At 69.8% G+C, this 20,931-nt stretch carries 18 protein-coding genes; 7 read left to right on the top strand and 11 right to left on the bottom strand.

The features are described 5' to 3' along the window. Positions 1-77: 77 nt before the first annotated feature. Complete coding sequence (locus OG223_RS08110) at positions 78-770, bottom strand: TetR/AcrR family transcriptional regulator (protein WP_329244461.1); 693 nt, start codon at positions 768-770, stop codon at positions 78-80. 172 nt (positions 771-942) lie between these two features. Here OG223_RS08110 and OG223_RS08115 point away from each other — a divergent pair, with 172 nt between their 5' ends. After that, positions 943-1,392 (top strand): nitroreductase family deazaflavin-dependent oxidoreductase, encoded by a 450-nt coding sequence (locus OG223_RS08115; protein WP_019069471.1) that lies wholly within the window; start codon positions 943-945, stop codon positions 1,390-1,392. Here OG223_RS08115 and OG223_RS08120 read toward each other — a convergent pair. Further along, positions 1,382-2,641 carry a geranylgeranyl reductase family protein gene (locus OG223_RS08120; RefSeq protein WP_329244467.1) on the bottom strand — a complete coding sequence of 420 codons (1,260 nt, stop codon included), beginning with the start codon at positions 2,639-2,641 and terminating at the stop codon, positions 1,382-1,384. The genes OG223_RS08115 and OG223_RS08120 overlap by 11 nt on opposite strands. 132 nt (positions 2,642-2,773) lie before the next feature. On the opposite strand from OG223_RS08120, the gene OG223_RS08125 reads away from it, so the two are divergent. Genes OG223_RS08125 through OG223_RS08135 form a run of 3 tightly spaced genes read left to right on the top strand, consistent with a single transcriptional unit; the run spans position 2,774 to position 5,533 of the window. Beyond that, positions 2,774-4,129, top strand: coding sequence for a dipeptidase (locus OG223_RS08125; protein ID WP_329244470.1), 1,356 nt, complete (start codon positions 2,774-2,776; stop codon positions 4,127-4,129). A 31-nt stretch (positions 4,130-4,160) separates the two neighbouring features. After that, positions 4,161-4,463 carry a DUF1905 domain-containing protein gene (locus tag OG223_RS08130; protein WP_329244473.1) on the top strand — a complete coding sequence of 101 codons (303 nt, stop codon included), beginning with the start codon at positions 4,161-4,163 and terminating at the stop codon, positions 4,461-4,463. A gap of 14 nt (positions 4,464-4,477) precedes the next feature. Continuing rightward, complete coding sequence (locus OG223_RS08135) at positions 4,478-5,533, top strand: protein kinase family protein (RefSeq protein WP_329244476.1); 1,056 nt, start codon at positions 4,478-4,480, stop codon at positions 5,531-5,533. Here the strand turns inward: OG223_RS08135 and OG223_RS08140 are convergent. The 8 genes from OG223_RS08140 to OG223_RS08175 all read right to left on the bottom strand — a co-directional run bounded on the left by OG223_RS08140 (position 5,506) and on the right by OG223_RS08175 (position 14,157). Next, positions 5,506-6,576: an ABC transporter ATP-binding protein gene (locus tag OG223_RS08140; protein WP_329244479.1), complete on the bottom strand. Its 1,071-nt coding sequence runs from the start codon at positions 6,574-6,576 to the stop codon at positions 5,506-5,508. The genes OG223_RS08135 and OG223_RS08140 overlap by 28 nt on opposite strands. Continuing rightward, complete coding sequence (locus OG223_RS08145; protein ID WP_329244482.1) at positions 6,573-7,655, bottom strand: ABC transporter ATP-binding protein; 1,083 nt, start codon at positions 7,653-7,655, stop codon at positions 6,573-6,575. Before OG223_RS08145 ends, OG223_RS08140 begins: the two co-directional genes overlap by 4 nt. A gap of 32 nt (positions 7,656-7,687) precedes the next feature. After that, positions 7,688-8,608 carry an ABC transporter permease gene (locus OG223_RS08150; RefSeq protein WP_329244485.1) on the bottom strand — a complete coding sequence of 307 codons (921 nt, stop codon included), beginning with the start codon at positions 8,606-8,608 and terminating at the stop codon, positions 7,688-7,690. Next, positions 8,601-9,587: an ABC transporter permease gene (locus OG223_RS08155; protein ID WP_329244488.1), complete on the bottom strand. Its 987-nt coding sequence runs from the start codon at positions 9,585-9,587 to the stop codon at positions 8,601-8,603. The genes OG223_RS08150 and OG223_RS08155 overlap by 8 nt, the downstream gene beginning before the upstream one ends. Before the next feature lie 121 nt (positions 9,588-9,708). Then, positions 9,709-11,526 (bottom strand): ABC transporter family substrate-binding protein, encoded by a 1,818-nt coding sequence (locus tag OG223_RS08160; protein ID WP_329244491.1) that lies wholly within the window; start codon positions 11,524-11,526, stop codon positions 9,709-9,711. Positions 11,527-11,776: 250 nt separating this feature from the next. After that, complete coding sequence (locus tag OG223_RS08165; protein ID WP_329244493.1) at positions 11,777-12,817, bottom strand: NUDIX hydrolase; 1,041 nt, start codon at positions 12,815-12,817, stop codon at positions 11,777-11,779. Positions 12,818-12,960: 143 nt separating this feature from the next. Continuing rightward, a complete protein-coding gene (locus OG223_RS08170; RefSeq protein WP_329244496.1) occupies positions 12,961-13,155 on the bottom strand; it encodes a hypothetical protein in 195 nt (64 codons plus the stop codon). A gap of 30 nt (positions 13,156-13,185) precedes the next feature. Next, positions 13,186-14,157, bottom strand: coding sequence for a TIGR01777 family oxidoreductase (locus OG223_RS08175; protein WP_329244499.1), 972 nt, complete (start codon positions 14,155-14,157; stop codon positions 13,186-13,188). 197 nt (positions 14,158-14,354) lie between these two features. Here OG223_RS08175 and OG223_RS08180 point away from each other — a divergent pair, with 197 nt between their 5' ends. Beyond that, a complete protein-coding gene (locus OG223_RS08180) occupies positions 14,355-16,376 on the top strand; it encodes an NPCBM/NEW2 domain-containing protein (protein WP_329244502.1) in 2,022 nt (673 codons plus the stop codon). Positions 16,377-16,421: 45 nt separating this feature from the next. On the opposite strand, the gene OG223_RS08185 is transcribed toward OG223_RS08180, so the two are convergent. After that, positions 16,422-17,375 carry an ROK family protein gene (locus OG223_RS08185; RefSeq protein WP_329244504.1) on the bottom strand — a complete coding sequence of 318 codons (954 nt, stop codon included), beginning with the start codon at positions 17,373-17,375 and terminating at the stop codon, positions 16,422-16,424. 208 nt (positions 17,376-17,583) lie between these two features. Here OG223_RS08185 and OG223_RS08190 point away from each other — a divergent pair, with 208 nt between their 5' ends. Together OG223_RS08190 and OG223_RS08195 are read left to right on the top strand one after the other, a co-directional pair. Further along, a complete protein-coding gene (locus tag OG223_RS08190) occupies positions 17,584-18,621 on the top strand; it encodes a LacI family DNA-binding transcriptional regulator (RefSeq protein WP_329244507.1) in 1,038 nt (345 codons plus the stop codon). Positions 18,622-18,628: 7 nt separating this feature from the next. Beyond that, the gene (locus OG223_RS08195; RefSeq protein WP_329244510.1) at positions 18,629-19,378 is read left to right on the top strand and encodes a hypothetical protein; all 750 of its coding nucleotides are present in this window, start codon (positions 18,629-18,631) and stop codon (positions 19,376-19,378) included. Positions 19,379-20,931 lie beyond the last annotated feature (1,553 nt).

The following is a 20,931-nucleotide window of genomic DNA, read 5'->3' on the forward strand; positions in this document are numbered from 1 at the left end:
CTGAAAGGGGCGCGGGGAACTGCGCGACCAGCCCCCACCGAACCCGCAGACAAAGAACCACGCACCCGGCGGAGCAATCACACGTCCGCGAGCCCCACCCCAAGCGCGAGCCGTCGTACCGCATGACGGAAGAAAAACTCACGGTCCTCCACCACCCGGCGGAACTGACCGAAAAGCTCGAAGCTGACCAGTCCGTACAACTCGGCCCACGCGGCGACCAGGGCCACGGCCACCCCGGGCGGCAGGTCCCCGGCGAAGTCCGCGACCATCCGCTCCGCCTCGGGGTGGAGGTCGGTCGGCAACGGAGGCTCGGTCAGGGTGCCGCCGCGGTGGGCGTCCCGCGCGATGCCGATGAGGAGAAGGGCAACACGCGCGGCCGACGGGACGGTGGTCTCGGGGGCGACGTACCCCGGGACCGGCGAGCCGTAGATCAGGGCGTACTCGTGCGGGTGCGCAAGTGCCCACTCGCGTACCGCCTCGCACACGGCGATCCAGCGCCGCAGCGGGCCCGCGTCCGCGACCTGGGAGTGCGCCGTCTCCGCGGTCTCGCCGACCGAGTCGTACGCGTCGATGATGAGGGCGGTCAGCAGGTCGTCGCGGCTGGGGAAGTACCGGTACAGGGCGGAGGAGACCATGCCCAGTTCACGGGCCACGGCGCGCAGCGAGAGCTTCGAGGCGCCCTCGGCGGCGAGCTGTCTGCGTGCCTCGTCCTTGATGGCCGCGGTGACCTCGATCCTGGCTCGGGCGCGGGCGCCTTGTGTGGTGCTCATACGAGCCAGTGTGGCACGGAATCAGAGCAGCGCACACAAACGAGAGCGGCGAACAAAAAAGAGAGCACCGCTCTTGCATTGAGTCGGCAAGCCGATGCAGACTGTTCCCGAGAGCGAGAGCAGTGCTCACAAATGGGAGCCGCGCTCTCCGAAACGAAACCGAGGAGTGGTCATGAGCACGCACGTCCAGAAGCCCGGCTGGTTCACCGTGAACGTCTTCAACCGCGCCGTCGCCTGGTTCACCCGCCGCGGACTCAGCGTCTGGGGTTCCCGGGTGCTGGCGGTCCGCGGCCGGAAGAGCGGCGAGTGGCGGACCACCCCGGTGAACCTGCTGACGGTGGACGGACAGCAGTACCTCGTCGCCCCGCGCGGGCACGTCCAGTGGACGCACAACATGCGGGCGGCGGGCGGCGGTGAGCTGCGGCTCGGCAAGAAGGTGGACGTGTTCACCGCGACCGAGGTCACCGGCGACGACAAGGTGCCGCTGCTGCGCGCCTACCTCAAGCGGTGGAAGGCCGAGGTCGGGGTGTTCTTCGGAGGAGTCGGCCCGGACTCCTCCGACGACGAGCTGCGCCGGATCGCCCCCGACCACCCGGTGTTCCACGTCACGGTCAGGAGCTGACCTCGCCCTCCTCGGGCTCCGGGGCTTCCACCGGCTCCGCGTTCCTGCGGTCCATCGCGGTCAGCGCGCGCTGCGCCATCGGATGGCTGCGGACGAGCTCGCCCAGCGTGGTCGAGCCCCGCGTGATGTCCATGAAGGCCTTCCAGGCCGGCCGGAAGCCGGTGAGCGCGGCGTGGAACAGACCGGGGCGCTTCTCGAAGATCGCCAGCATGCTCTTGCCGACGCTCATCTCCACGCCGAGCCCCGCCTTGATCGCGAACGCGTAGTTCAGCGCCTGGCGGCGGGTGTCCACGGCGTCGTGCGCCTCGGCGATCCGCACCGCCCACTCCCCCGCGAGCCGCCCCGACCGCAGCGCGAACGAGATGCCCTCGCGGGTCCACGGCTCCAGCAGGCCCGCCGCGTCTCCACAGACCAGCACCCGCCCGCGCGACAGCGGCGAGTCATCGGCCCGGCAGCGGGTCAAGTGCCCGGAGGAGATGCTCGGTTCGAAGCCGGCGAGGCCGAGCCGGGCGACGAAGTCCTCCAAGTACCGCTTGGTGGCGGCGCCTTCACCGCGCGCGGAGATCACCCCGACCGTGAGCGTGTCCCCCTTGGGGAAGACCCAGCCGTAACTCCCGGGCATCGGGCCCCAGTCGATGAGCACCCGCCCCTTCCAGTCCTCGGCCACGGTCTCCGGCACCGGGATCTCCGCCTCCAGGCCCAGATCCACCTGGTCGGTCTTGACCCCGACGTGCGCCCCTATGCGGCTGGCACTGCCGTCGGCGCCGACGACGGCCCGCGCGAGGACCGTCTCGCCGCCCTGGAGGACGACGGCGACCGTACGCCGGTCGGGCACCGCGGAGCCGTGCTGCTCGACCCGGGTCACGGTGACGCCCGTACGCAGCTCGGCGCCCGCCTTCTGCGCGTGCTCGACGAGCTGCTGGTCGAACTCGGGCCGGTTGATCAGCCCGAACAGCATCTGCCGGGACCGGCGGGTGCGCGTGAAACGTCCGTTGTTCGAGAACGTTATGGCGAACACCCGGTCCTTCAACGGCAGTTCGAAGCCGGGCGGGAGGGAGTCGCGCGAAGGTCCGATGATGCCGCCGCCGCACGTCTTGTAGCGGGGCAGCTCGGATTTCTCCAGCAACAGCACGCGCCGTCCCGCGACCGCCGCCGCATAGGCGGCCGAAGCCCCCGCGGGTCCCGCGCCCACCACGACGACGTCCCACACCCGCTGTTCGCCGTCCGCCGAAGAGTTCTCGCTGCTCACGATGGTCTACTGCTCCCGATCAAGCCGCTGCCGCACCTGTCCCCCGCATCCTACGGCGGACATCGCCCCAGGCCGTTGTGGGAGGATCGACGGCATCATTCGTACAACGTCGCACCCACAAGGAGCGTGCCCATGTCGTCGAATCCGGTCGCCGAGACCGTCGCCTCGCTGATGCCCACGGCGAGGACCGAGCTCACCGAGCTCGTGGCTTTCCAATCGGTGGCGGACTTCGACCAGTTCCCGAAGAGCGAGAGCGAGGGCGCCGCGAACTGGGTCGCCGACGCCCTGCGCACCGAGGGTTTCCAGGACGTGGCCCTGCTCGACACCCCGGACGGCACACAGTCGGTCTACGGCTACCTGCCCGGCCCCGAGGGCGCGAAGACCGTGCTCCTGTACGCCCACTACGACGTGCAGCCGCCGCTGGACGAGTCCGGCTGGACGACCCCGCCGTTCGAACTGACCGAGCGCGACGGCCGCTGGTACGGGCGCGGTGCCGCCGACTGCAAGGGCGGCCTGATCATGCACCTGCTCGCGCTGCGCGCCCTCAAGGCCAACGGCGGGGTCCCGGTGCACGTCAAGGTGATCGCCGAGGGCTCGGAGGAGCAGGGCACCGGCGGCCTGGAGCGGTACGCCGAGGAGCACCCCGAGCTCCTCGCGGCCGACACGATCGTGATCGGCGACACGGGCAACTTCCGGGTCGGGCTGCCCACGGTCACCTCGACCCTGCGCGGGATGACCATGGTGCGCGTGCGGATCGACACCCTCGAAGGCAACCTGCACTCGGGCCAGTTCGGCGGCGCCGCGCCCGACGCGCTGGCCGCCCTGATCCGCGTACTGGACTCGCTGCGCGCCAAGGACGGCTCGACGGCGGTCGACGGGCTCGCGGCGCACGCGACCTGGGACGGGCTGGCGTACGACGAGGAGCAGTTCCGCAAGGACGCGAAGGTGCTGGACGGCGTCGAGCTGATCGGTTCCGGCGCGGTCGCCGACCGGCTCTGGGCGCGTCCGGCCGTCACGGTCCTCGGCATCGACTGCCCGCCGGTCGTCGGCGCCACCCCGTCCGTGCAGGCCGGCGCCCGCGCGCTGGTCAGCCTGCGCGTCCCGCCGGGCGTCGACGCGGCCGAGGCGACCAAGCTGCTCCAGGCCCACCTGGAGGTCCACACCCCGTGGGGCGCCCGCGTGAGCACCGAGCAGATCGGCCAGGGCCAGCCCTTCAGCGCCGACACGACGAGCCCGGCGTACACGGCGATGGCCGACGCGATGGCGGTCGCCTACCCGGGCCAGGAGATGCAGTACGCCGGCCAGGGCGGCTCCATCCCGCTGTGCAACACCCTCGCGGCCCTCTACCCACAGGCGGAGATCCTCCTCATCGGCCTCAGCGAGCCGGAGGCGCAGATCCACGCGGTCAACGAGAGCGTGTCGCCGGAGGAGCTGGAACGGCTGTCGGTGGCGGAGGCGCTGTTCCTGCAGAACTACGCGGCCAACTGAGCGCATCCTGAGGGTTGTTGGGGGGAACATCATGCGGTTCGTCTTCACCGGTCGGGTGATCGAGTGGCGCGGCCCTTCGCCGTACTACTTCGTCCCCGTGCCGGACGAGGAGTCGGCGGACATCCGTGAGGTCGCCACCCTGGCCTCGTACGGCTGGGGCGTGATCCCCGTCGAGGCGCGGATCGGCGAGGCGGTGTTCACGACGTCGCTCTTCCCCAAGGACGGCGGCTATCTGCTGCCGCTCAAGAGCGCCGTGCGGAAACCGCGCGGTCTCGACGCGGACGACGAGGTGACCGTGGAATTGACCGTCCGCCTCCAACTCGGCGCCGCCTGACCGAGGATGAGGGCATGTCCCGCACCGCGCGCATCGCCGCCCACAGTGACATCGCCACGTCCCTTGCGCTCCTCTCCGACCACGAACTCGCCGAACTGGTCGAGGCCGGTGCGCCGTTGGGGTCCGGCATCGGCGGTCGCTCGGCGCTTGTCGAGGTGGACGGCAGAAAGGTGTTCGTGAAGCGGATGCCGCTCACGGACGTGGAGCGGCGGCCGGAGAACGTGCGGTCGACGGCCAATGTGTTCGGGGCACCCGCCTTCTGCCATTACGGCATCGGCGCGCTCCCCAGTCCCGGCTTCGGCGTCTGGCGCGAGCTGGCCGTCCACGAGATGACGACCAACTGGGTGCTGTCCGACCGTTTTTCGGGCTTCCCGCTGCTGCACCACTGGCGGGTCCTGCCCGACCCGGAGCAGCCGCTGCCCGACGAACTCGCCGACGTGGAGCGGGCCGTGGCCTACTGGGGCGGCGGACGTGAGCACATCGAGGCTTTGCGCACGGCGTCCGCGAGCCTGACGCTGTTCATGGAACACCTGCCGCACACCGTCCACGACTGGTTGTCCGCACAGCTCCGCACCGACGACGCCGACACCGCCTGCGCCCTCGTGGAACAGGGCCTGGAAGCCGTCACCGGCTTCCTCCAGGAGCAGCAACTCCTGCACTTCGACGTCCACTTCAGGAACATCCTCACCGACGGACAGCAGCTCTACCTCGCCGACTACGGCCTCGCTCTCTCTCCGCGTTTCCGACTCGGCGCGGACGAACGCGACTTCTACGAGCGTCACCGTCACTACGACCGCGCCTACGCCTTCTCCTACCTTGTGCACTGGCTCGTCGTGGACCAGTACGGCTACGGCAGGGACGAGCGTGAGGACTTCGTCCGCGCGTGCGCCGACGGCAAGCGACCCGAGGGCATCCCGGAGGCAGCCGCCGGACTCATCGCCCGGTACGCCCGACTCGGCGCGACCGTAGGGGACTTCAACCGCCGACTGGAGCAGGAGAGCAGGCTGACTCCCTACCCGTCCGCCGAGGACCTCGGCCTCGGCTACAACAGCTCCACGCTCTCCGCGTAGTGACAGGCGACCGGGTTGCCACCACCCCGGTCCACCAGCGCCGGTGCCTCCTCGACGCACGACGTCCGTTCGCTGTCGGTGAGTTGGTTCGCGAACTTCGGGCAGCGGGTGCGGAAGCGGCAGCCGCTGGGCGGGCGGACCGGGCTCGGGACGTCGCCCTGGATGGTGATCCGTTTCCGCGCGCGTTCCTTGCGCGGGTCGGGCAGCGGGATGGCCGACACCAGGGCCTGGGTGTACGGGTGCGCCGGGCGGGCGAAGAGCTGTCGTGCGGGGGCGATTTCCACCAGGCGGCCCAGGTACATGACGGCGACCCGGCCGGCCACATGCCGCATCACCGACAGGTCGTGGGCGACGAACAGGAAGGACAGGCCGAGTTCGCTCTGCAGGTCCATCAGCAGGTTGAGGACGCCCGCCTGGATCGACACGTCGAGGGCCGACACCGGTTCGTCGAGGATGACGACCTTCGGGCGCAGGGCCAACGCCCTTGCTATGCCTATGCGTTGGCGCTGTCCCCCGGAGAACTCGTGGGCGAAGCGGTTGCCGTGCTCGGGGTTGAGTCCGACCAGGCGCAGGAGTTCGCTCACCTCGCCGCCCGCCCCGGACCCGTACCGGCCGTGGATGCGCAGGGGTTCGGCGACTATCTCGTGGACGGTCATCCGCGGGTCCAGGGAGGCGTACGGGTCCTGGAAGACGATCTGCAACTCGCGGCGCAGCGGCCGCATCTGACGTCTGCTCAGCTCGGTGAGTTCGTGTTCCCCGTAGCGGACCCGGCCCGCGGTGGCCCGTTCGAGACCGAGGACGGTGCGGGAGATCGTCGTCTTGCCGGAGCCCGACTCCCCCACCAGGCCCAGGGTTTCGTTCTGGTAGAGGTCGAAGGAGACCCCGCAGACGGCGTGCACGTCGCCGACGCGGCGGCGGATGACGCCCTGGGACATGACCGGGAAGTGTTTGACCAAGTCCCTTACCTGGAGGACCGGTTCGCCGGTGCCGCCGTGGCCGGGCAGCGGCGGCAGGGGGGTGGCGGCCTGCGCGGGCGCGGTCATACGGCGTCCTCCTCGGGGTTCGTGATGGCGGCCGCGTCGGCGAAGCGGGCCAGGGCCTCGGCGTCCGCGCCGACCGCGTCGAAGACCTGGTCGGCGCCGGTGTCGACGAGTTCGTCGGCGAAGTGGCAGGCGCTGAGGTGGAGATCGCCGCCGGCCCTGCGCAGGGCGGGTTCGTGCGTGTCGCACACATCGCGGCTCATGGGGCAGCGGGGTGAGAAGGGGCAGCCGGGTGGCAGGTTGAGCAGGCTCGGCGGTGATCCGCTGATCGGCGTGAGCCGTGCCTCCTCGCGGTCGAGGCGGGGCAGAGAGCCGAGCAGGCCGAGGGTGTAGGGCATGCGCGGGGTGTAGAAGATGTCCTCGACGGAGCCGGTCTCCACGATCCGGCCCGCGTACATGACGGCGACCCGGTCGGTGTGGCCGGCCACCACTCCGAGATCGTGGGTGATGAGGACGAGGGCGGCACCGGTCTCGGCGCGGGCGGTCTCCAGGGCTTCGAGGATCTGGGCCTGCACGGTGACGTCGAGGGCGGTGGTCGGCTCGTCGGCGATGATCACGTCCGGGTCGTTGGCCATCGCGATGGCGATGACCACGCGCTGGCGCATGCCGCCGGACATCTCGTGCGGGTAGGTGTCGACGCGCCGCTCGGGGCTGGGGATGCCGACCGTGCCGAGCAGTTCGACCGCCCGTTTGCGGGCGTCCTTGTGTGTCATCTCGGGGTTGTGGCGGAGCAGGGTCTCGCTGATCTGGTAGCCCACGTTGTAGACGGGGTTGAGCGAGGTCATCGGGTCCTGGAAGATCATCGCGATGCCGCTGCCGCGCAGGTCGGACAGGCGCGCGTCGGACAGACCGAGCAGCTCCGTGCCCTCGAAGCGGACCGAGCCGCGCACCTTGGCGCCGGTCGGCAGCAGCCCCATCACGGCGAGGGCGGTCACCGACTTCCCGGACCCCGACTCGCCGACGATGCCCAGCGATTCGCCCCGGTCGACCCGGTAGCCGACGCCGCGTACGGCCCGTACCGTCCCGTCCTCCGTGCCGAACTCCACGCTGAGATCCTCGACTTCGAGCACGGCGGAGGTCACGGGGACCTCCCGCACTCCATGACTCGTGGTCGTCACTGTCGCACCCTTTGCTGCCGGGGGTCGAAGGCGTCGCGCAGTCCGTCGCCGATGAAGTTGATGGTCAGCGCGATCGCGATGATGAACGCGCCGGGGATGTAGAAGAGCCAGGGCCGGGTGTCGACCGCCGTCTGCGCCTGGGAGACCAGCAACCCCAGTGAGGTGTCCGGCGGTTGGACGCCGAAGCCGAGGAAGGACAGCGCGGTCTCGGTGAGGATGCCGGTCGCCACCAGGATCGTCGCGTTGACGATGATCGGCCCGAGGGCGTTGGGCAGCAGATGCCGGAAGATGATCCGCGCGTCCGAGGCGCCGAGCGCCCGCGCCGCCTCGATGAACTCCTTCTCGCGCAGCGACAGCACCGAGGAGCGCACCACCCGGGCCACGTACGCCCAGGTCAGTCCGGCGATCACGATCGCGATCCAGTACCAGGAGCCGCCTGTACGGGAGGAGATGACCAAGGCGATGGCGAACAGGGGCAGCGTCAGCACCAGATCGGCGATCCGCATCATGATCGCGTCGACGACACCCCGGTAGAAGCCGGCGATGGCTCCCCAGATCGCGCCGACCAGCGTGGAGCCGAGCGCGATCATGATGGCGATCTTCAGCGAGGTCTGGGTGCCGCGCATGACCTGTGCGTAGGCGTCGTACCCCGAGGAGTTGGTGCCGAACGGGTGCTTCCAGGACGGCGCCTTCGAGTTGTCCTCGGTGTACTTCTCGTACGAGTAGTGCCACAGGTGCGGGCCGATGAACGCCCACAGGATGATCAGCAGGAACACGACCAGGCTGACCATCGCGGCCCGGTGCCGCACGAAGCGGCGCAGCACCAGTTGGGTCTGGGTGCGCTGCCGTACGTTGAACTCATGGTCCCCACGCGGCAGTTGAGTGCCCGCGGACCCCGGTGCCTCGATGTCAGTCATAGCGGATCCTCGGGTCGAGTACGGCGTAGAGCAGATCGGCGATGAGGTTGAACCCGATGACGACGACGGCGGAGAGCAACAGCCAGGCCATGGTGCGGTAGACGTCGAGTGTGGTCGCCGCCTGCACCAGCATCTCGCCCAAGCCGTGCCACTGGAAGATCGTCTCCGTGATCACCGCGCCGCCCAGGATGATCGCGATGTCCAGCGCGGTGACGGTGGCCAGCGGGATGAGGGCGGTGCGCAGCGCGTGCCGTGTCATCACCTTGCCGCGCCTGAGGCCCTTGGCGCGGGCGAGCCGTACGTAGTCGCTGTTGAGGACCTCCAGCATGGAGGCGCGGGTGTAGCGGGTCCAGGACGCGAAGGAGACCAGCGCGAGGGTGATGGTGGGCAGGATGAGGTGGCCCACGTGATCGGTGAACTGGTTCCAGGTGGTGTCGACTTCGAGGTACGGCGACTTCTCACCGATGGTGCCGAGGAACTGGCTGCCGGTCTTCTCGTTGAACCAGATTCCGGCCTGTTTGAGCAGCACCGCGAACCAGAACACGGGCATGGCGAGGAACAGGAAGCCGAAGAAGGTGATGGTGTAGTCGGCGGCGGAGTACTGGCGGATGGCGCTGAACACGCCGAACACCACGGCCATGACCAGCGCGAGGATCATCGCCGCGGCGACCAGGGTGATGGTCACCTTGAACCGGGTGAACAGGTCGTGCCCGATGTTCAGGTTGGCCTGCACGGACGGGCCGAAGTCGCCGTGCAGGACGCCGGTGATCCAGTTCCAATAGCGTTCCATCACGGGCTCGTTGGCGTGGATGTGCCGGGCGAAGGCGGCCACCGCCGCCTTGCTGGGCGCGGGTTGCCGTGAGGTCGCGAAATTCGCCACCGGATCACCGGAGTTGATGACGACGAGGAACACGATGAACGTCGAGACGATGAGGACGGGGATGGAGACGAGGATGCGGCGCACGGTGTAGGCGAGCATGCGGTCTTCTCTCGGAGGCCGGCGGGTCGGTGATGCCGTCCGTGGTCGGGGCCCGGCCCCGGTGTGACCGGGGCCGGGCTCGACGGGCGTGCCGGTGGAGCTGTTCCCTCGGGCGGTGGGACTACTGCTTCAGACCCCACGTGCCGGTGTTGTAGGCCGGGCCCACATTCGTGGCGTTGTTCCGCATGTTCACGAACCGCGTCTGCACGGCGAGGAACGTCGGCTTCTGGTACAGCGGGAGGACGTAGGCGTCGTTCACCATGAGCTGGTCGGCCTGGTTGAGGAGCGCGGCGGACTTCGTCGCGTCGGTCTCACCCACGGCCTCGGAGATCAGGGAGTCGGCCGTCTTGTCGCTGTAGCCACCGAAGTTGCCGCCACCGCCGGTGAACCAGTTCTGCTGGGCGCCACTGCTCGGGAACGGCGCCGCGACCCAGGCGAAGACGATGATGTCGTACTGGTGCCCGGAGAGGACCGTGCCGAGGTCGGCGGCGCCGATCGGCTTGATGGTGATCTTGATGCCGAGGCTCGCCAGGTTGCTCTGCAGGATCTGGCATTCGCTCTGCCGGATCTGGTTGCCGGTGGTGTAACGGCAGTTGAAGGGTCCGACGGCCTTGCCGTCCGGAGTCTTCAACGCCGTGCCCACACCGGTGAACTTGGCGTCCGTGAGGTACTTCTTCGCCTTGGTCAGATCACCCGAACCCTGGCCGGTGCTGGTGACCAGGTCCTTGTAACCGGCCTGCCCGGGAACGAAGTTGTGGTTGCCGAGCGGCTTCACGGCCGGGTCGAACTGGCCGACCGTCTTGGCGATGATGTCCTTGATGTTGATCGCCGTGAACATCGCCTGCCGCAGCGCCAGATACTTGCCGATCACCGGGTTGTGCAGGTTGAGGTCGAAGTGCTCCCAGGTCAGCCCGTTGCCGATGGTGTAGGTGACACCGGGGATGTCCTTGACCTGGTTGACCAGGTCCACCTCGGGCTGCGGGTAGATGCCCTGAACCTCGTTGTTCTTCAAGGCCGTTGGTTCTTGCGTGGCGTCCGAGATCACCTTGAAGATCAGCCGCTGGAGGGTCGCCTTCTTCGCGCCGGTCCACTTGGGGTCGGGCACATAGGTGGCGTGGTCGTTGTCGACCCACTGCTGCATCTTGTAGGCGCCCGCGGTGGGGTACTTGGTGGGCGGTGTCTTCAGGAAGTACTGCCAGGCCTGGGCCATCTGCGTGGCCGTCATGGCAGCGGCGTCACCGACCTTGGCACCGGAGAGCTTCTCCGCCGTGTGCGCCGGGTAGAGCGGATAGCCCGCGCCGAACAGGGACTTCCAGTCGGAGTACGGCTTCGACATCACCATGGTGAAGGTCTTGCCGCCGTCGGCGGGCGTGAGGGACTTGATCCGGTCGTAGCCCGCGGTGCTCTGCGGCAGACAGCCCTTGGTCTGCGTGGAGTCGCTGGCGGGCGGCGGCGGGCAGTCCTTGCCGTTGTTGGTGCGCCAGTAGTAGGTGAAGTCGTCGGCGGTGATGGGCGTCCCGTCGTTCCACGCCGCCTTCGGGTTGATCTTGTAGACGATGGTCTGCGGGCTGGTGCTGGTCTGCGTCGCCGAGGTCACCAGGTCGGTGTTCAGGGCGACGGTGAAGTCCGGCTGGGGTATGAACACCTGCGGCAGGACGACCTCCAGGGCCTCCCCGTTCTCGAAGGTGTTGCCGTTGACGTCCTGGACGTTCCACTGCTGGATGTTCTTCTCCAGCACATAGGTGAACGTTCCACCGGACTTGGTGGTGGCCGAGTTGCAGGTGTTGGCCTTGCCCACGGTGTTGCAGGACGTGAGCCCGGCCGAGCTGCCCTTGTTGGAGCCGCCGCCCCCGCCGCCGCTGCTGCAGGCGGTGAGCACCAGAACGAGCCCGGCGGCGAGTGTGAGGGCCCGGGTGAGGGCCGAGGATGGCACGCGCATGTTCCTCTCCTTCGACCGGCGAAATGTCCGGTCCCGTAGAGGCGGCCGGCGGCCGCGAGAGAACTGAGCTGCGCAAAGACGTTAGAGCTCCGACGTACCTTCTTCACGTTCTTGTTCATACCGGGAAGGCGACAATTCACCCTCGCTTTGTTATCGGAACGACCCACACCACGCAAAGTCCCCAGGTGGTGTCCCCGAAAAGGCAAAGTCACGACCAACATCGTTGATCAGAGCGCAAATTGACAGACCGTCAGCCGAGCGGTACGCCTGCCTCCAGATAGAGCGCGGCACCGCGCTCCCGGGCCCTGAGCGCCCACCGCAGCCGCTCGTAGCGGACCGGCGGCAACAGATCGGCGGCCTCCTGCTCGGTGGCGAAGCACCAGCCGCGCAACTCCGGTCCGGGCAGCAGCAGTCGGTCGGCCACGGCGGCGTCCAGCCGCCCGCCGTCGAAAAGGAGGCGCAGCCCGCCGTAGCCGGGTGGTGCGGGCGGTTCCCAGTCGACGACGAGCAGTCGCGGTACGTCGTCGAGGACGATGCCGGTCTCCTCGGTGACCTCGCGCATGCCCGCCCGGGCGGGCGCCTCGCCGGGTTCGACGACACCGCCGGGGAACTCCCAGCCGGCCTTGTAGGTGGGGTCGACGAGCAGCACACGGTCCTGCTCGTCGAAGAGGAGCACACCGGCCGCGAGGGTCTCGGAGGTGGGCTCCGGGGTCTGCACGATGTCGCACACGGGCACGGCACCGCTGCCGACGGCCTCGGCGATCCGGCAGGCCGTCTCGTACGGGGTGAGGGCACTGGTGTCGACGAGATGCGCGTCGGCGGTGAGCCAGGAGGCGAGCGCGGTGCGGTACGGCTCGATGTGGTCGTACGCCCACTGCCGCATCCGGATCTCGCCGTCGGGGAGGTCGGGAGGGACCTCCCGGCCGGCTATTCGCTCGCGCAGGATCGTTTCCGCCGGGGCGAGGAGCACATGCCGGACCGTGACCCGGCGGGCCGCCAGACCGCCGAAGATCTCGTCGCGGTACTCCTGGCGCAGCAGGGTCATCGGTACCACGAGGGTCCCGCCCAGCTCCGCGAGCATGGCGGCCGCCGTGTCGATCACGAGCCGCCGCCAGATCGGCAGGTCCTGGAAGTCGCCGACCTCCGCCAGGCGCTTGGGCGGGAGCAGGTTCGGGAGTGCCCCGCCGATGATCTCGGGGTCGAAGAACGTGCTGTTCGGGATCAGGTCGATCAGTTCCCGTGCGGTGGTGGTCTTGCCTGCACCGAACGCACCGTTGATCCAGACGATCACGGACAGTTCCCCCTCTTCTATTGGCCCCCTGAGGCTTGCCCGTTCCACCCTGCCACGGAAACCAGCCGCAGTTGAGGGGGTGCATACGACGGCGCCGGTGCCCCCTCCGACGGGGCACCGGCGCCGAGCTTTTCCGACGAGTGTCAGCCGTTCTGTCCCAGGGCGTTCTCGTCGACGGCGAGACTGCCGTCGCTGACGAGGTGGTCCATGGAGCCCACGGTGTCCTTGACGTTCAGATCACCGAGTACGTCGTGGTCGTGCGAGTGCGACGGGGAGATCGCGGCGACGACGAAACCGGTGGCGAGGGAGGCGATGGCCAGCATGCTGCGCTTCTTCATGCCCCGTTCAACTGACGAAGCGCGCCGGGGTCACGCCCGGACCGGCCGCCGGGTGGAACCCGCCCCGTCCCGGGCCCGCCGTACGAGGTCGACGGCTGCTTCCGGCCACTGCGGATGGTCGAAGGTGAACCCTTCGGCCAGCAGCCGCCCCGGGACGACCCGTCGGCTCTTGAGCAGGAGTTCGGTGTCCGAGCGGAGCGCGAGGGCGCCCAGTTCCGCCATCCACTTGGTGGCGGGCAGCCCCACCGGGACGCCCCGGGCGGCGCGCAGGACGCGCATGAAGGCGCGCTGCGGGAGCGGTCCGGGGGCGGCGAGGTTCACCGGTCCGGTGATGTCGTCGCGGTCGAGAAGGAACTCGACCGCGCGGACGAAGTCCTGGTCGTGGATCCAGGAGATGTACTGGGCACCGCCCGCGACCGGACCGCCGAGCCCGAGCCGGACCATCCCCGACAGGACGTCGAAGACACCGCCGCGGTCGGGGCTCATCACCATGGCGGCGCGCAGGGCGACCTTGCGGGTGTGCGGGGTGTCGGCCCGCTCCTGCTCGCGCTCCCAGTTCCTGGCGATCTCCACGCTGTACGACCAGTAGCCGGGGACGTCCGGTTCGGCTCCGCCGATCACGCCGGTGGCCTCGTCGTTGGGGGCGTCGTAGCGGTGGGCGTAGACGGTGGCGGTGCTCATCTGGAGCCAGACGCGCGGCGGTTGGGCCGCGGCGGCGACGGCCTCGCCGACGACCCGGGTGGAGTGCACGCGCGAGTCCATCATGGCCTTCAGGTTGGCGGGGGTGTAGCGGCAACTGACGCTGCGACCCGCCAGGTTGATCACGGCGTCGCTGCCGTCGATCTCCCGGGCCCAGGTGCCCGGGGTCTCGCCGTCCCACCACACCTCGCGGTCGCGCGTCGGCCGCCTGGTCAGGACGACGACCTCGTGACCGGCCCCGGTCAGGGCGCGGTCGAGGATCGCGCCCACCTGTCCCGTACCGCCGGGAATGACGATCTTCACCGGGCTCCCCCTTCCGATCGGACTGTTCGGGAGGGAGCCTAGCGCAGAAAGTTGAACGTGTTCAAAACTCGCGCGATGGAAAGTCGAACAATAAATACGCAACTCTTCCAACAGAGTTCGACACGTCCTACCGTAATCGCGCACATGGCATGCACAGGAAGTGATCCCATCTCTCGCGAGTCCGGAGGAACGTCACCATGCGTCACCCCCACACCCGCACGGCCCGCCGAAGAGTCATCGGAGCGCTCACAGCAGGGCTGTTGTGCACGGCAGGTCTCGCCGCACCCGCGGTCGCGGCCCCCGTGCAGGACCCCGTCTCCCCGACCCTGGCCGACGGTCAGGCGCTCACACCTCCGATGGGTTTCAACAACTGGAACTCCACCAACTGCCGTACCGAGTTCAACGAGTCCATGGTCGAGGGAATCGCGGACATCTTCATCAACAAGGGCCTCAAGGCCGCCGGTTACCAGTACGTCAACCTCGACGACTGCTGGGCCCTGCCGTCCCGGGACGCCGACGGCAAGCTCGTCCCCGATCCGGTCCGCTTCCCGCACGGCATCAAGGCCGTCGCGGACTACGTGCACTCCAAGGGACTCAAGCTCGGCATCTACACCAGCGCGGGCACGAAGACGTGCAACGACGCCGGCTTCCCCGGCGGCCTGGGTCACGAGTACAGCGACGCGCAGCAGTTCGCCGACTGGGGCGTGGACTATCTCAAGTACGACAACTGCAACAACCAGGGCGTGGACGCCAAGTTGCGCTACAACACGATGCGCGACGCGCTGAAGGCGACCGGCCGCCCGATCGTCTTCAGCATCTGCGAGTGGGGCGAGAACAAGCCCTGGGAGTGGGCCGCGGACGTCGGACACCTGTGGCGCACGACCGGTGACATCAGCGACAACTGGGGCTCGATGCTGTCGATCCTCAAGCAGAACCTGCCGCTGGCGCCGTACGCCGGCCCCGGGCACTGGAACGACCCCGACATGCTGGAGGTCGGCAACGGCGGCATGACGGACACCGAGTACCGCTCGCACTTCTCGCTCTGGTCGATCATGGCCGCGCCGCTCCTCATCGGCTCCGACCTCCGTACCGCGACCGCCGCGACCTTCGACATCCTCGACAACAAGGAGGTCATCGCGGTCGACCAGGACCCGCTGGGCAAGCAGGGCAACGTTGTCACGTCCGAGGGCGGACGCTGGGTCGTCGCCAAGGAGATGAAGGACGGCAGCCGCAGCGTCGCGCTCTTCAACGAGTCCGGCAGCGCCCAGCGCATCGCCACGACCGCGGCGGCCGTAGGCCTCCCGAACGCCAAGGCGTACACCCTGCGCGACCTGTGGCAGCACCAGAGCTACAACACGGCGGGCGCGATCTCCGCGACCGTCCCGGCCCACGGCACGGTCCTCGTCCGGGTCTCGGCCGACCGGCACGCGACCGCGAACCCGCCCGCCGTCGAACTCGGCCTGGACAGCGCCCCGTTGGTCCAGGCCGCGACGCCGACCCCGCTCACGACGACGGTGACCGACCTCGGCCGTACGACCGCCGAGCACGTCACCGTGAGCCTGACCGGGCCCACGGGCTGGAAGGTGCGGGCCGAGTCGCCGACGACCGCCAAGGCCGTACGGACGGGCCGGTCGCTGCGCACCAAGTGGACGGTCACCGCTCCGGCGGGGACGCCGGCGGGATCGTACGACCTGACGCTGAAGGCGAGTTACCGCTCGCCGAGCGGTACGCGCGTCACCAACTCCGTGCCGTTCACCGCGTCCGTGGTGGTGGCGCCGCCTGCGGGGACGTCGTATCTCGGTGATCTTCCGTGGATGTCAACGGCCAATGGGTACGGGCCCGTTGAGCGCGACACCAGCAACGGGGAGAGCGCCGCCGGGGACGGTCATCCGATCACCCTGGGCGGAGTGGTGTACGCCAAGGGGCTTGGCGTACACGCCGAGAGCGACGTCGAGTACTACACCGGGAAGGCGTGCGAGAAGGTCACCGCGGACGTCGGTGTGGACGACGAGAAGGGGGCCAACGGGACCGTCGCCTTCGAGATCTGGGCGGACGGCGCGAAGGTCGCCTCGACCGGCGTCCTCACCAACGCGATGCCCGCCCAGCCGATCACTGCGGACGTGACCGGCGCCCAGGTGGTCCGACTCGTCGTCACCGACGGCGGCGACGGGATCGACTCGGACCACGCGGACTGGGCGGACGCTCAACTCACCTGCTGAGCAGGGGCGAAGGCCACTGAACGAACGTTTCGTCCGGTCTGTGCCTCACACCCCGGCCGCGGTCGTGCTCGCCCGCCCGGCGAGCGCGGCCGCGGCCGCTCCCACCAGCCCGGCGTCCGTGCCCATCTGGGCCGGCGTCACCGTCAGGCGCCGTACGAAGGACAGCGTCGCGTAGTCGCTCAGGGCCTTGCGCAGCGGTGTGAAGAGCACGTCGCCCGCCTTGCCCACGCCCCCGCCGATCACGGCGATGTCGATCTCGACCAGGGTCGCGGTGGCCGCGATTCCGGCGGCGAGGGCCTGCGCGGCCCGCTCGAAGGAGGCCACGGCGACCGGGTCGCCCGCGCGGGCGGCGGCGGCCACCGCGGCGGCCGAGGCGTCGCCGTCCGGGCCCGGCCGCCAACCGCCCTCGACCGCCCGCCGGGCGATGTTGGGACCGCTGGCGATCCGCTCGACGCAGCCGCGCGAACCGCACGGGCAGGCGTCACCGTCCAGGTCCACGCTGATGTGACCGATGTGGCCCGCGTTGCCGGTGGGCCCGGGGTGCAACTGCCCGTTGAGGACGAGGCCGCCCCCGACGCCCGTGGAGACCACCATGCACAGCGCGTTGGCGTGTCCGCGCGCGGCGCCCTGCCAGTGCTCGGCCGCCGTGATCGCCACGCCGTCGCCGATCAGCTCGACGGGCAGGTCCCCGGTCGCCGCACGCACCCGCTCGACGAGCGGATAGTCGCGCCAGCCGGGCACGTTGACCGGGCTCACGGTGCCGGCGGAGGCGTCCACGGGACCCGCGCTGCCGATGCCGAGGGCGCTGACGCGGGACCACGAGGGCGATGCGGTGAGCTCGGCGAGCACCTCCGCCACGGCTCGCATCACGGTGTCGCCGTCGTCCTGCGAGGGCGTCGGGCGCTGCGCGCGCACCAGGATCTTGCCGTGGCCGTCCACCAGCGCCCCGGCGATCTTGGTGCCGCCGATGTCGAGCGCGGCCACGAGGTCGGTGTGCATCACAGTGTCAGATCTCCCCGTCACACATTGAGAACCACCAGAAGGTGAGTTGGGCCGGTCTCGCGGTGGGGGCGCAGGCCGGAGATATCGGTGGACAGTCTCTCTCGCATATGACAACGTTGTCCAGGCTCTATGCTCGACGCCACATCCTCATACAAACCCATGGACCTATGCATCCCCCGTGGACGACAGGACAGGACAGCGCATCGTGCCAGAGACCGCCCGCCGCCCCGAGAACCGCTACGGCAACCGTCCGACCATGAAGGACGTGGCCGCACGCGCCGGTGTCGGCCTGAAAACGGTGTCGCGTGTGGTCAACGGCGAACCGGGCGTCACCCCGGACACCGAGCGCCGCGTCCAGGAGGCCATCGACGCCCTCGGCTTCCGCCGCAACGACAGCGCCCGCGTCCTGCGCAAGGGCCGCACGGCCAGCATCGGCCTCGTCCTGGAGGACCTCGCCGACCCGTTCTACGGCCCCCTCAGCCGCGCCGTCGAAGAGGTGGCCCGCGCCCACGGCGCCCTGCTCATCAACGGCTCCAGTGCCGAAGACCCGGACCGCGAGCAGGAGTTGGTGCTCGCGCTGTGCGCCCGGCGCGTGGACGGGCTGGTGGTGATCCCGGCCGGGGACGACCACCGCTATCTGGAGCCGGAGATCAAGGCGGGCGTCGCGACCGTGTTCGTGGACCGCCCGGCCGGCCAGATCGACGCGGACGTCGTCCTGTCCGACAGCTACGGCGGCGCGCGCGACGGCGTCACCCATCTCATCTCCCACGGCCACCGGCGCATCGGCTTCATCGGTGACATGCCCCGCATCCACACGGCCGTCGAGCGACTGCGCGGTTACCGGGCCGCCATGGAGGACGCGGGCATACCGGTCGAGGACGCCTGGATGTCCCTCGGCGTGACCGACCCCGTCCGGGTGCGCCGGGCGGCGGAGGAGATGCTGACCGGCCCCTCCCCGGTGACCGCGATCTTCGCCGGCAACAACCGTGTGACGGTCACCGTCGTCCGGGTCCTCGCCGAACAGACCCGCCGGGTCGCCCTCGTCGGCTTCGACGACTTCGAACTCGCCGACCTGCTCCAGCCGGGCGTGACCGTCGTCGCCCAGGACTCGGCGACCCTCGGCCGCACGGCAGCCGACCGCCTCTTCCGCCAACTGGACGGCACGCTCATCGCCCCGGAGCGCATCGAGCTGCCGACCCGGCTGATCACCCGGGGCTCGGGCGAGCTGCCGCCGTCGGACTGAGCGGCGGGTGAACCACCCCACGGGCGAGCGTACGTTGGAGGGGCTGGGGCTGGCTCGGGCGCCGCGCGAGGATCCCCTCAGTTACCCGGGCGCGTGGCCCTCCGCGTCCGGACTCCTCGTCGGGGACCGGCTGTTGCCCCTCGCCGACAGCGTCACGTATGAAGACCGCACGCCGGTGCTCGCCGTCGGTTCCAACGCCTGTCCCGGCCAACTGCGCCACAAGATGGCGGAGTTCGGGATCGTGTCCCCCGTCCCGATGGTGAAGGTACGGGTCACGGGCATCGACATCGGCGTCTCCGCGCATGTGAGCCGCGTGGGGTACGTGTCGGCGTCGCCGGTCAACTCTCCCGGTGTCGTACGGGAGTTGTTCGTGACGTGGTTCGACGCGCGGCAGCTCGCGGTGGTGGACGCGAGCGAAGTGGCGTACCACCGGGCGTGGTTGCCCGGGACCGAGTTCCCTGTCGCGCTCGGTTCGGGGGAGTTGCTGCGGGGCGCGTACGTCTACGTCAACCGGCGGGGTGTCCTGCACGACGGCACGGGCGTGCCGAGCCGGCATCCGGGTGAGCGGGCGCTGCTCACCGAACTGCTGGGTGGCTCGGCGGAGTTGAGGAAGCTGTTCGGGCGGACGCCGGAGGAGTTCTGCGCACGGGCGCGCGCCGACCGGGAGTTGTGCGAGCGGGGTACGCGGCTGTTCCGGGAGGAGGGGCTGGTGACGGTGTCGGGGCTGGAAGGCTTCGTTCGGCGTCAACTGGCCTGATGCTGTGGGCTGTGGGCTGTATGCCGTGACGGCCTCAGCAGACCGGGAGCCCCGGGACCGGTTCGTCGTTGCCCCCGCCCTTGATGTAGACGTCGCTGACGTAGACGTCCGTGTTGCCGCTGTCGTCGTCCGTCTTGGCCCACCAGACGTTGGTCCACTGGCCGTACGTCTCGCGGCGGCCCACGTTCTGCTGGCAGAAGAAGTAGTTGGTACCGGCGCCCAGGACACCGACTTCGGTACCGGACGCGGTGTAGGACTTGGCGCTGCGCCACACCTGGCAGTTGTACTTGCCGCCGCCGATGGACTGGCAGGCGGGGGTTGCGCTGGAGCTGGAACTGGGAGTGGCTCCGCCGGTCGTGGGAGCGCTGCCGCCGCCGACCTCGGACTTGGTCGGGGCGGCGCCGGGAGCCTGCCCTTCCGTTGTGCTCTCCCCCTTGCCGGTGTCCTGCTGGGTCGGCGCCTGGGCCCCGTCGTCGCCCTGTCCGGTGGGCTTGGCGTCGGCCGAGCGGTGGCCGTCCGTAGGCCCGGTGGGCGAAGCGGGACCGACCACGTCACCGGCCGGGGCGGAGAGGCTGGGCTGCGAAGTGGCCTTGCTGTCCCCGGAGTTGACCATGCGAGCGACGAACACTCCGGCACCGGCGAGGACGACGGCGACGACTGCGGCGGCTATCAGGATGCGGGCGTTGCGGCGGGGTGCGGCTGGTGGGCGGGTGGTCATGGGGCCGGTCGGATGGGCTACGGGGGTGAGGGGCGGGCCGAAGCCTTGGGGTACGGAGGAGGGAAGAGGCGTGGACGTGGAGGTGGGAGGGGGCGTGGATGCGGAGGTGGGAGCGGATGGGAGGGCGTCGGAAGCGAGTCGTTCCGAGGGGTCGGGGCCCTGCTCTCCCGGTCCGGGCGCGCTTGCCGCACCTGATCCGTGCGCCGTGGCCTCAAGTGGCCCTGGTGAGCCAAGGTTCTGCGGACCTGGTCCGGGCGCGCCTGCCGCACCCGATCCATACGCCGCGGCCTCAAGCTGCCCCGAAGAACCGAAGCCCCGCTCACCCGATCCAGGCGCACCTGCCTCACCCGACCCCTGCACCGCTGCCTCAAGTCGGCCCGGCGACCCCAGGTCCTGCTCACCCCGTCCGGACGCACCTGCCGCACCCGACCCGTACGCTGCGGCTTCAAGTCGCCCCGGTGATCCAGGTATTGACTGTTCCGATCCGGACCGCCCTGCGGTGGCGGCCACGGCGTTGCCCGGTCCCGCAGACTCGGGCGTACCGCCGCTTGCCGGTTCGACGCCGCCGTCGCCATCGCCGACCAGCTCGACGGCCCCAAAGCCTTGCCCGGCCGGAGCCACACCCCCCGCACCCTCGACACTCTGCCCAGCCGAAGCCACGCCCTCCGCGCCGCCCAGCCCGGCTGCAGTAACAGCCCCTGCCGACCCAATCCCCCGCCCGGTCTCCGCGGGCCCAGCAACACCCGCTTCCTCAGCACCGGCACCGGCACCGGCACCCGCCAGCGCCGCCCCCGTTACCCCCTCCGTTTCCGAAGTCCCCGCTCCCGCACTCCCC

The sequence above is a fragment of the Streptomyces sp. NBC_01478 genome (assembly GCF_036227225.1).
GTDB lineage: Bacteria > Actinomycetota > Actinomycetes > Streptomycetales > Streptomycetaceae > Streptomyces.

Bases quoted from the DNA above. Each gene is read 5' to 3' on its own strand.
- OG223_RS08110 (WP_329244461.1), bottom strand. From the start codon at position 770: ATGAGCACCACACAAGGCGCCCGCGCCCGAGCCAGGATCGAGGTCACC.
- OG223_RS08115 (WP_019069471.1), top strand. From the start codon at position 943: ATGAGCACGCACGTCCAGAAGCCCGGCTGGTTCACCGTGAACGTCTTC.
- OG223_RS08125 (WP_329244470.1), top strand. From the start codon at position 2,774: ATGTCGTCGAATCCGGTCGCCGAGACCGTCGCCTCGCTGATGCCCACG.
- OG223_RS08130 (WP_329244473.1), top strand. From the start codon at position 4,161: ATGCGGTTCGTCTTCACCGGTCGGGTGATCGAGTGGCGCGGCCCTTCG.
- OG223_RS08135 (WP_329244476.1), top strand. From the start codon at position 4,478: ATGTCCCGCACCGCGCGCATCGCCGCCCACAGTGACATCGCCACGTCC.
- OG223_RS08140 (WP_329244479.1), bottom strand. From the start codon at position 6,576: ATGACCGCGCCCGCGCAGGCCGCCACCCCCCTGCCGCCGCTGCCCGGC.
- OG223_RS08150 (WP_329244485.1), bottom strand. From the start codon at position 8,608: ATGACTGACATCGAGGCACCGGGGTCCGCGGGCACTCAACTGCCGCGT.
- OG223_RS08155 (WP_329244488.1), bottom strand. From the start codon at position 9,587: ATGCTCGCCTACACCGTGCGCCGCATCCTCGTCTCCATCCCCGTCCTC.
- OG223_RS08160 (WP_329244491.1), bottom strand. From the start codon at position 11,526: ATGCGCGTGCCATCCTCGGCCCTCACCCGGGCCCTCACACTCGCCGCC.
- OG223_RS08170 (WP_329244496.1), bottom strand. From the start codon at position 13,155: ATGAAGAAGCGCAGCATGCTGGCCATCGCCTCCCTCGCCACCGGTTTC.
- OG223_RS08180 (WP_329244502.1), top strand. From the start codon at position 14,355: ATGCGTCACCCCCACACCCGCACGGCCCGCCGAAGAGTCATCGGAGCG.
- OG223_RS08185 (WP_329244504.1), bottom strand. From the start codon at position 17,375: ATGCACACCGACCTCGTGGCCGCGCTCGACATCGGCGGCACCAAGATC.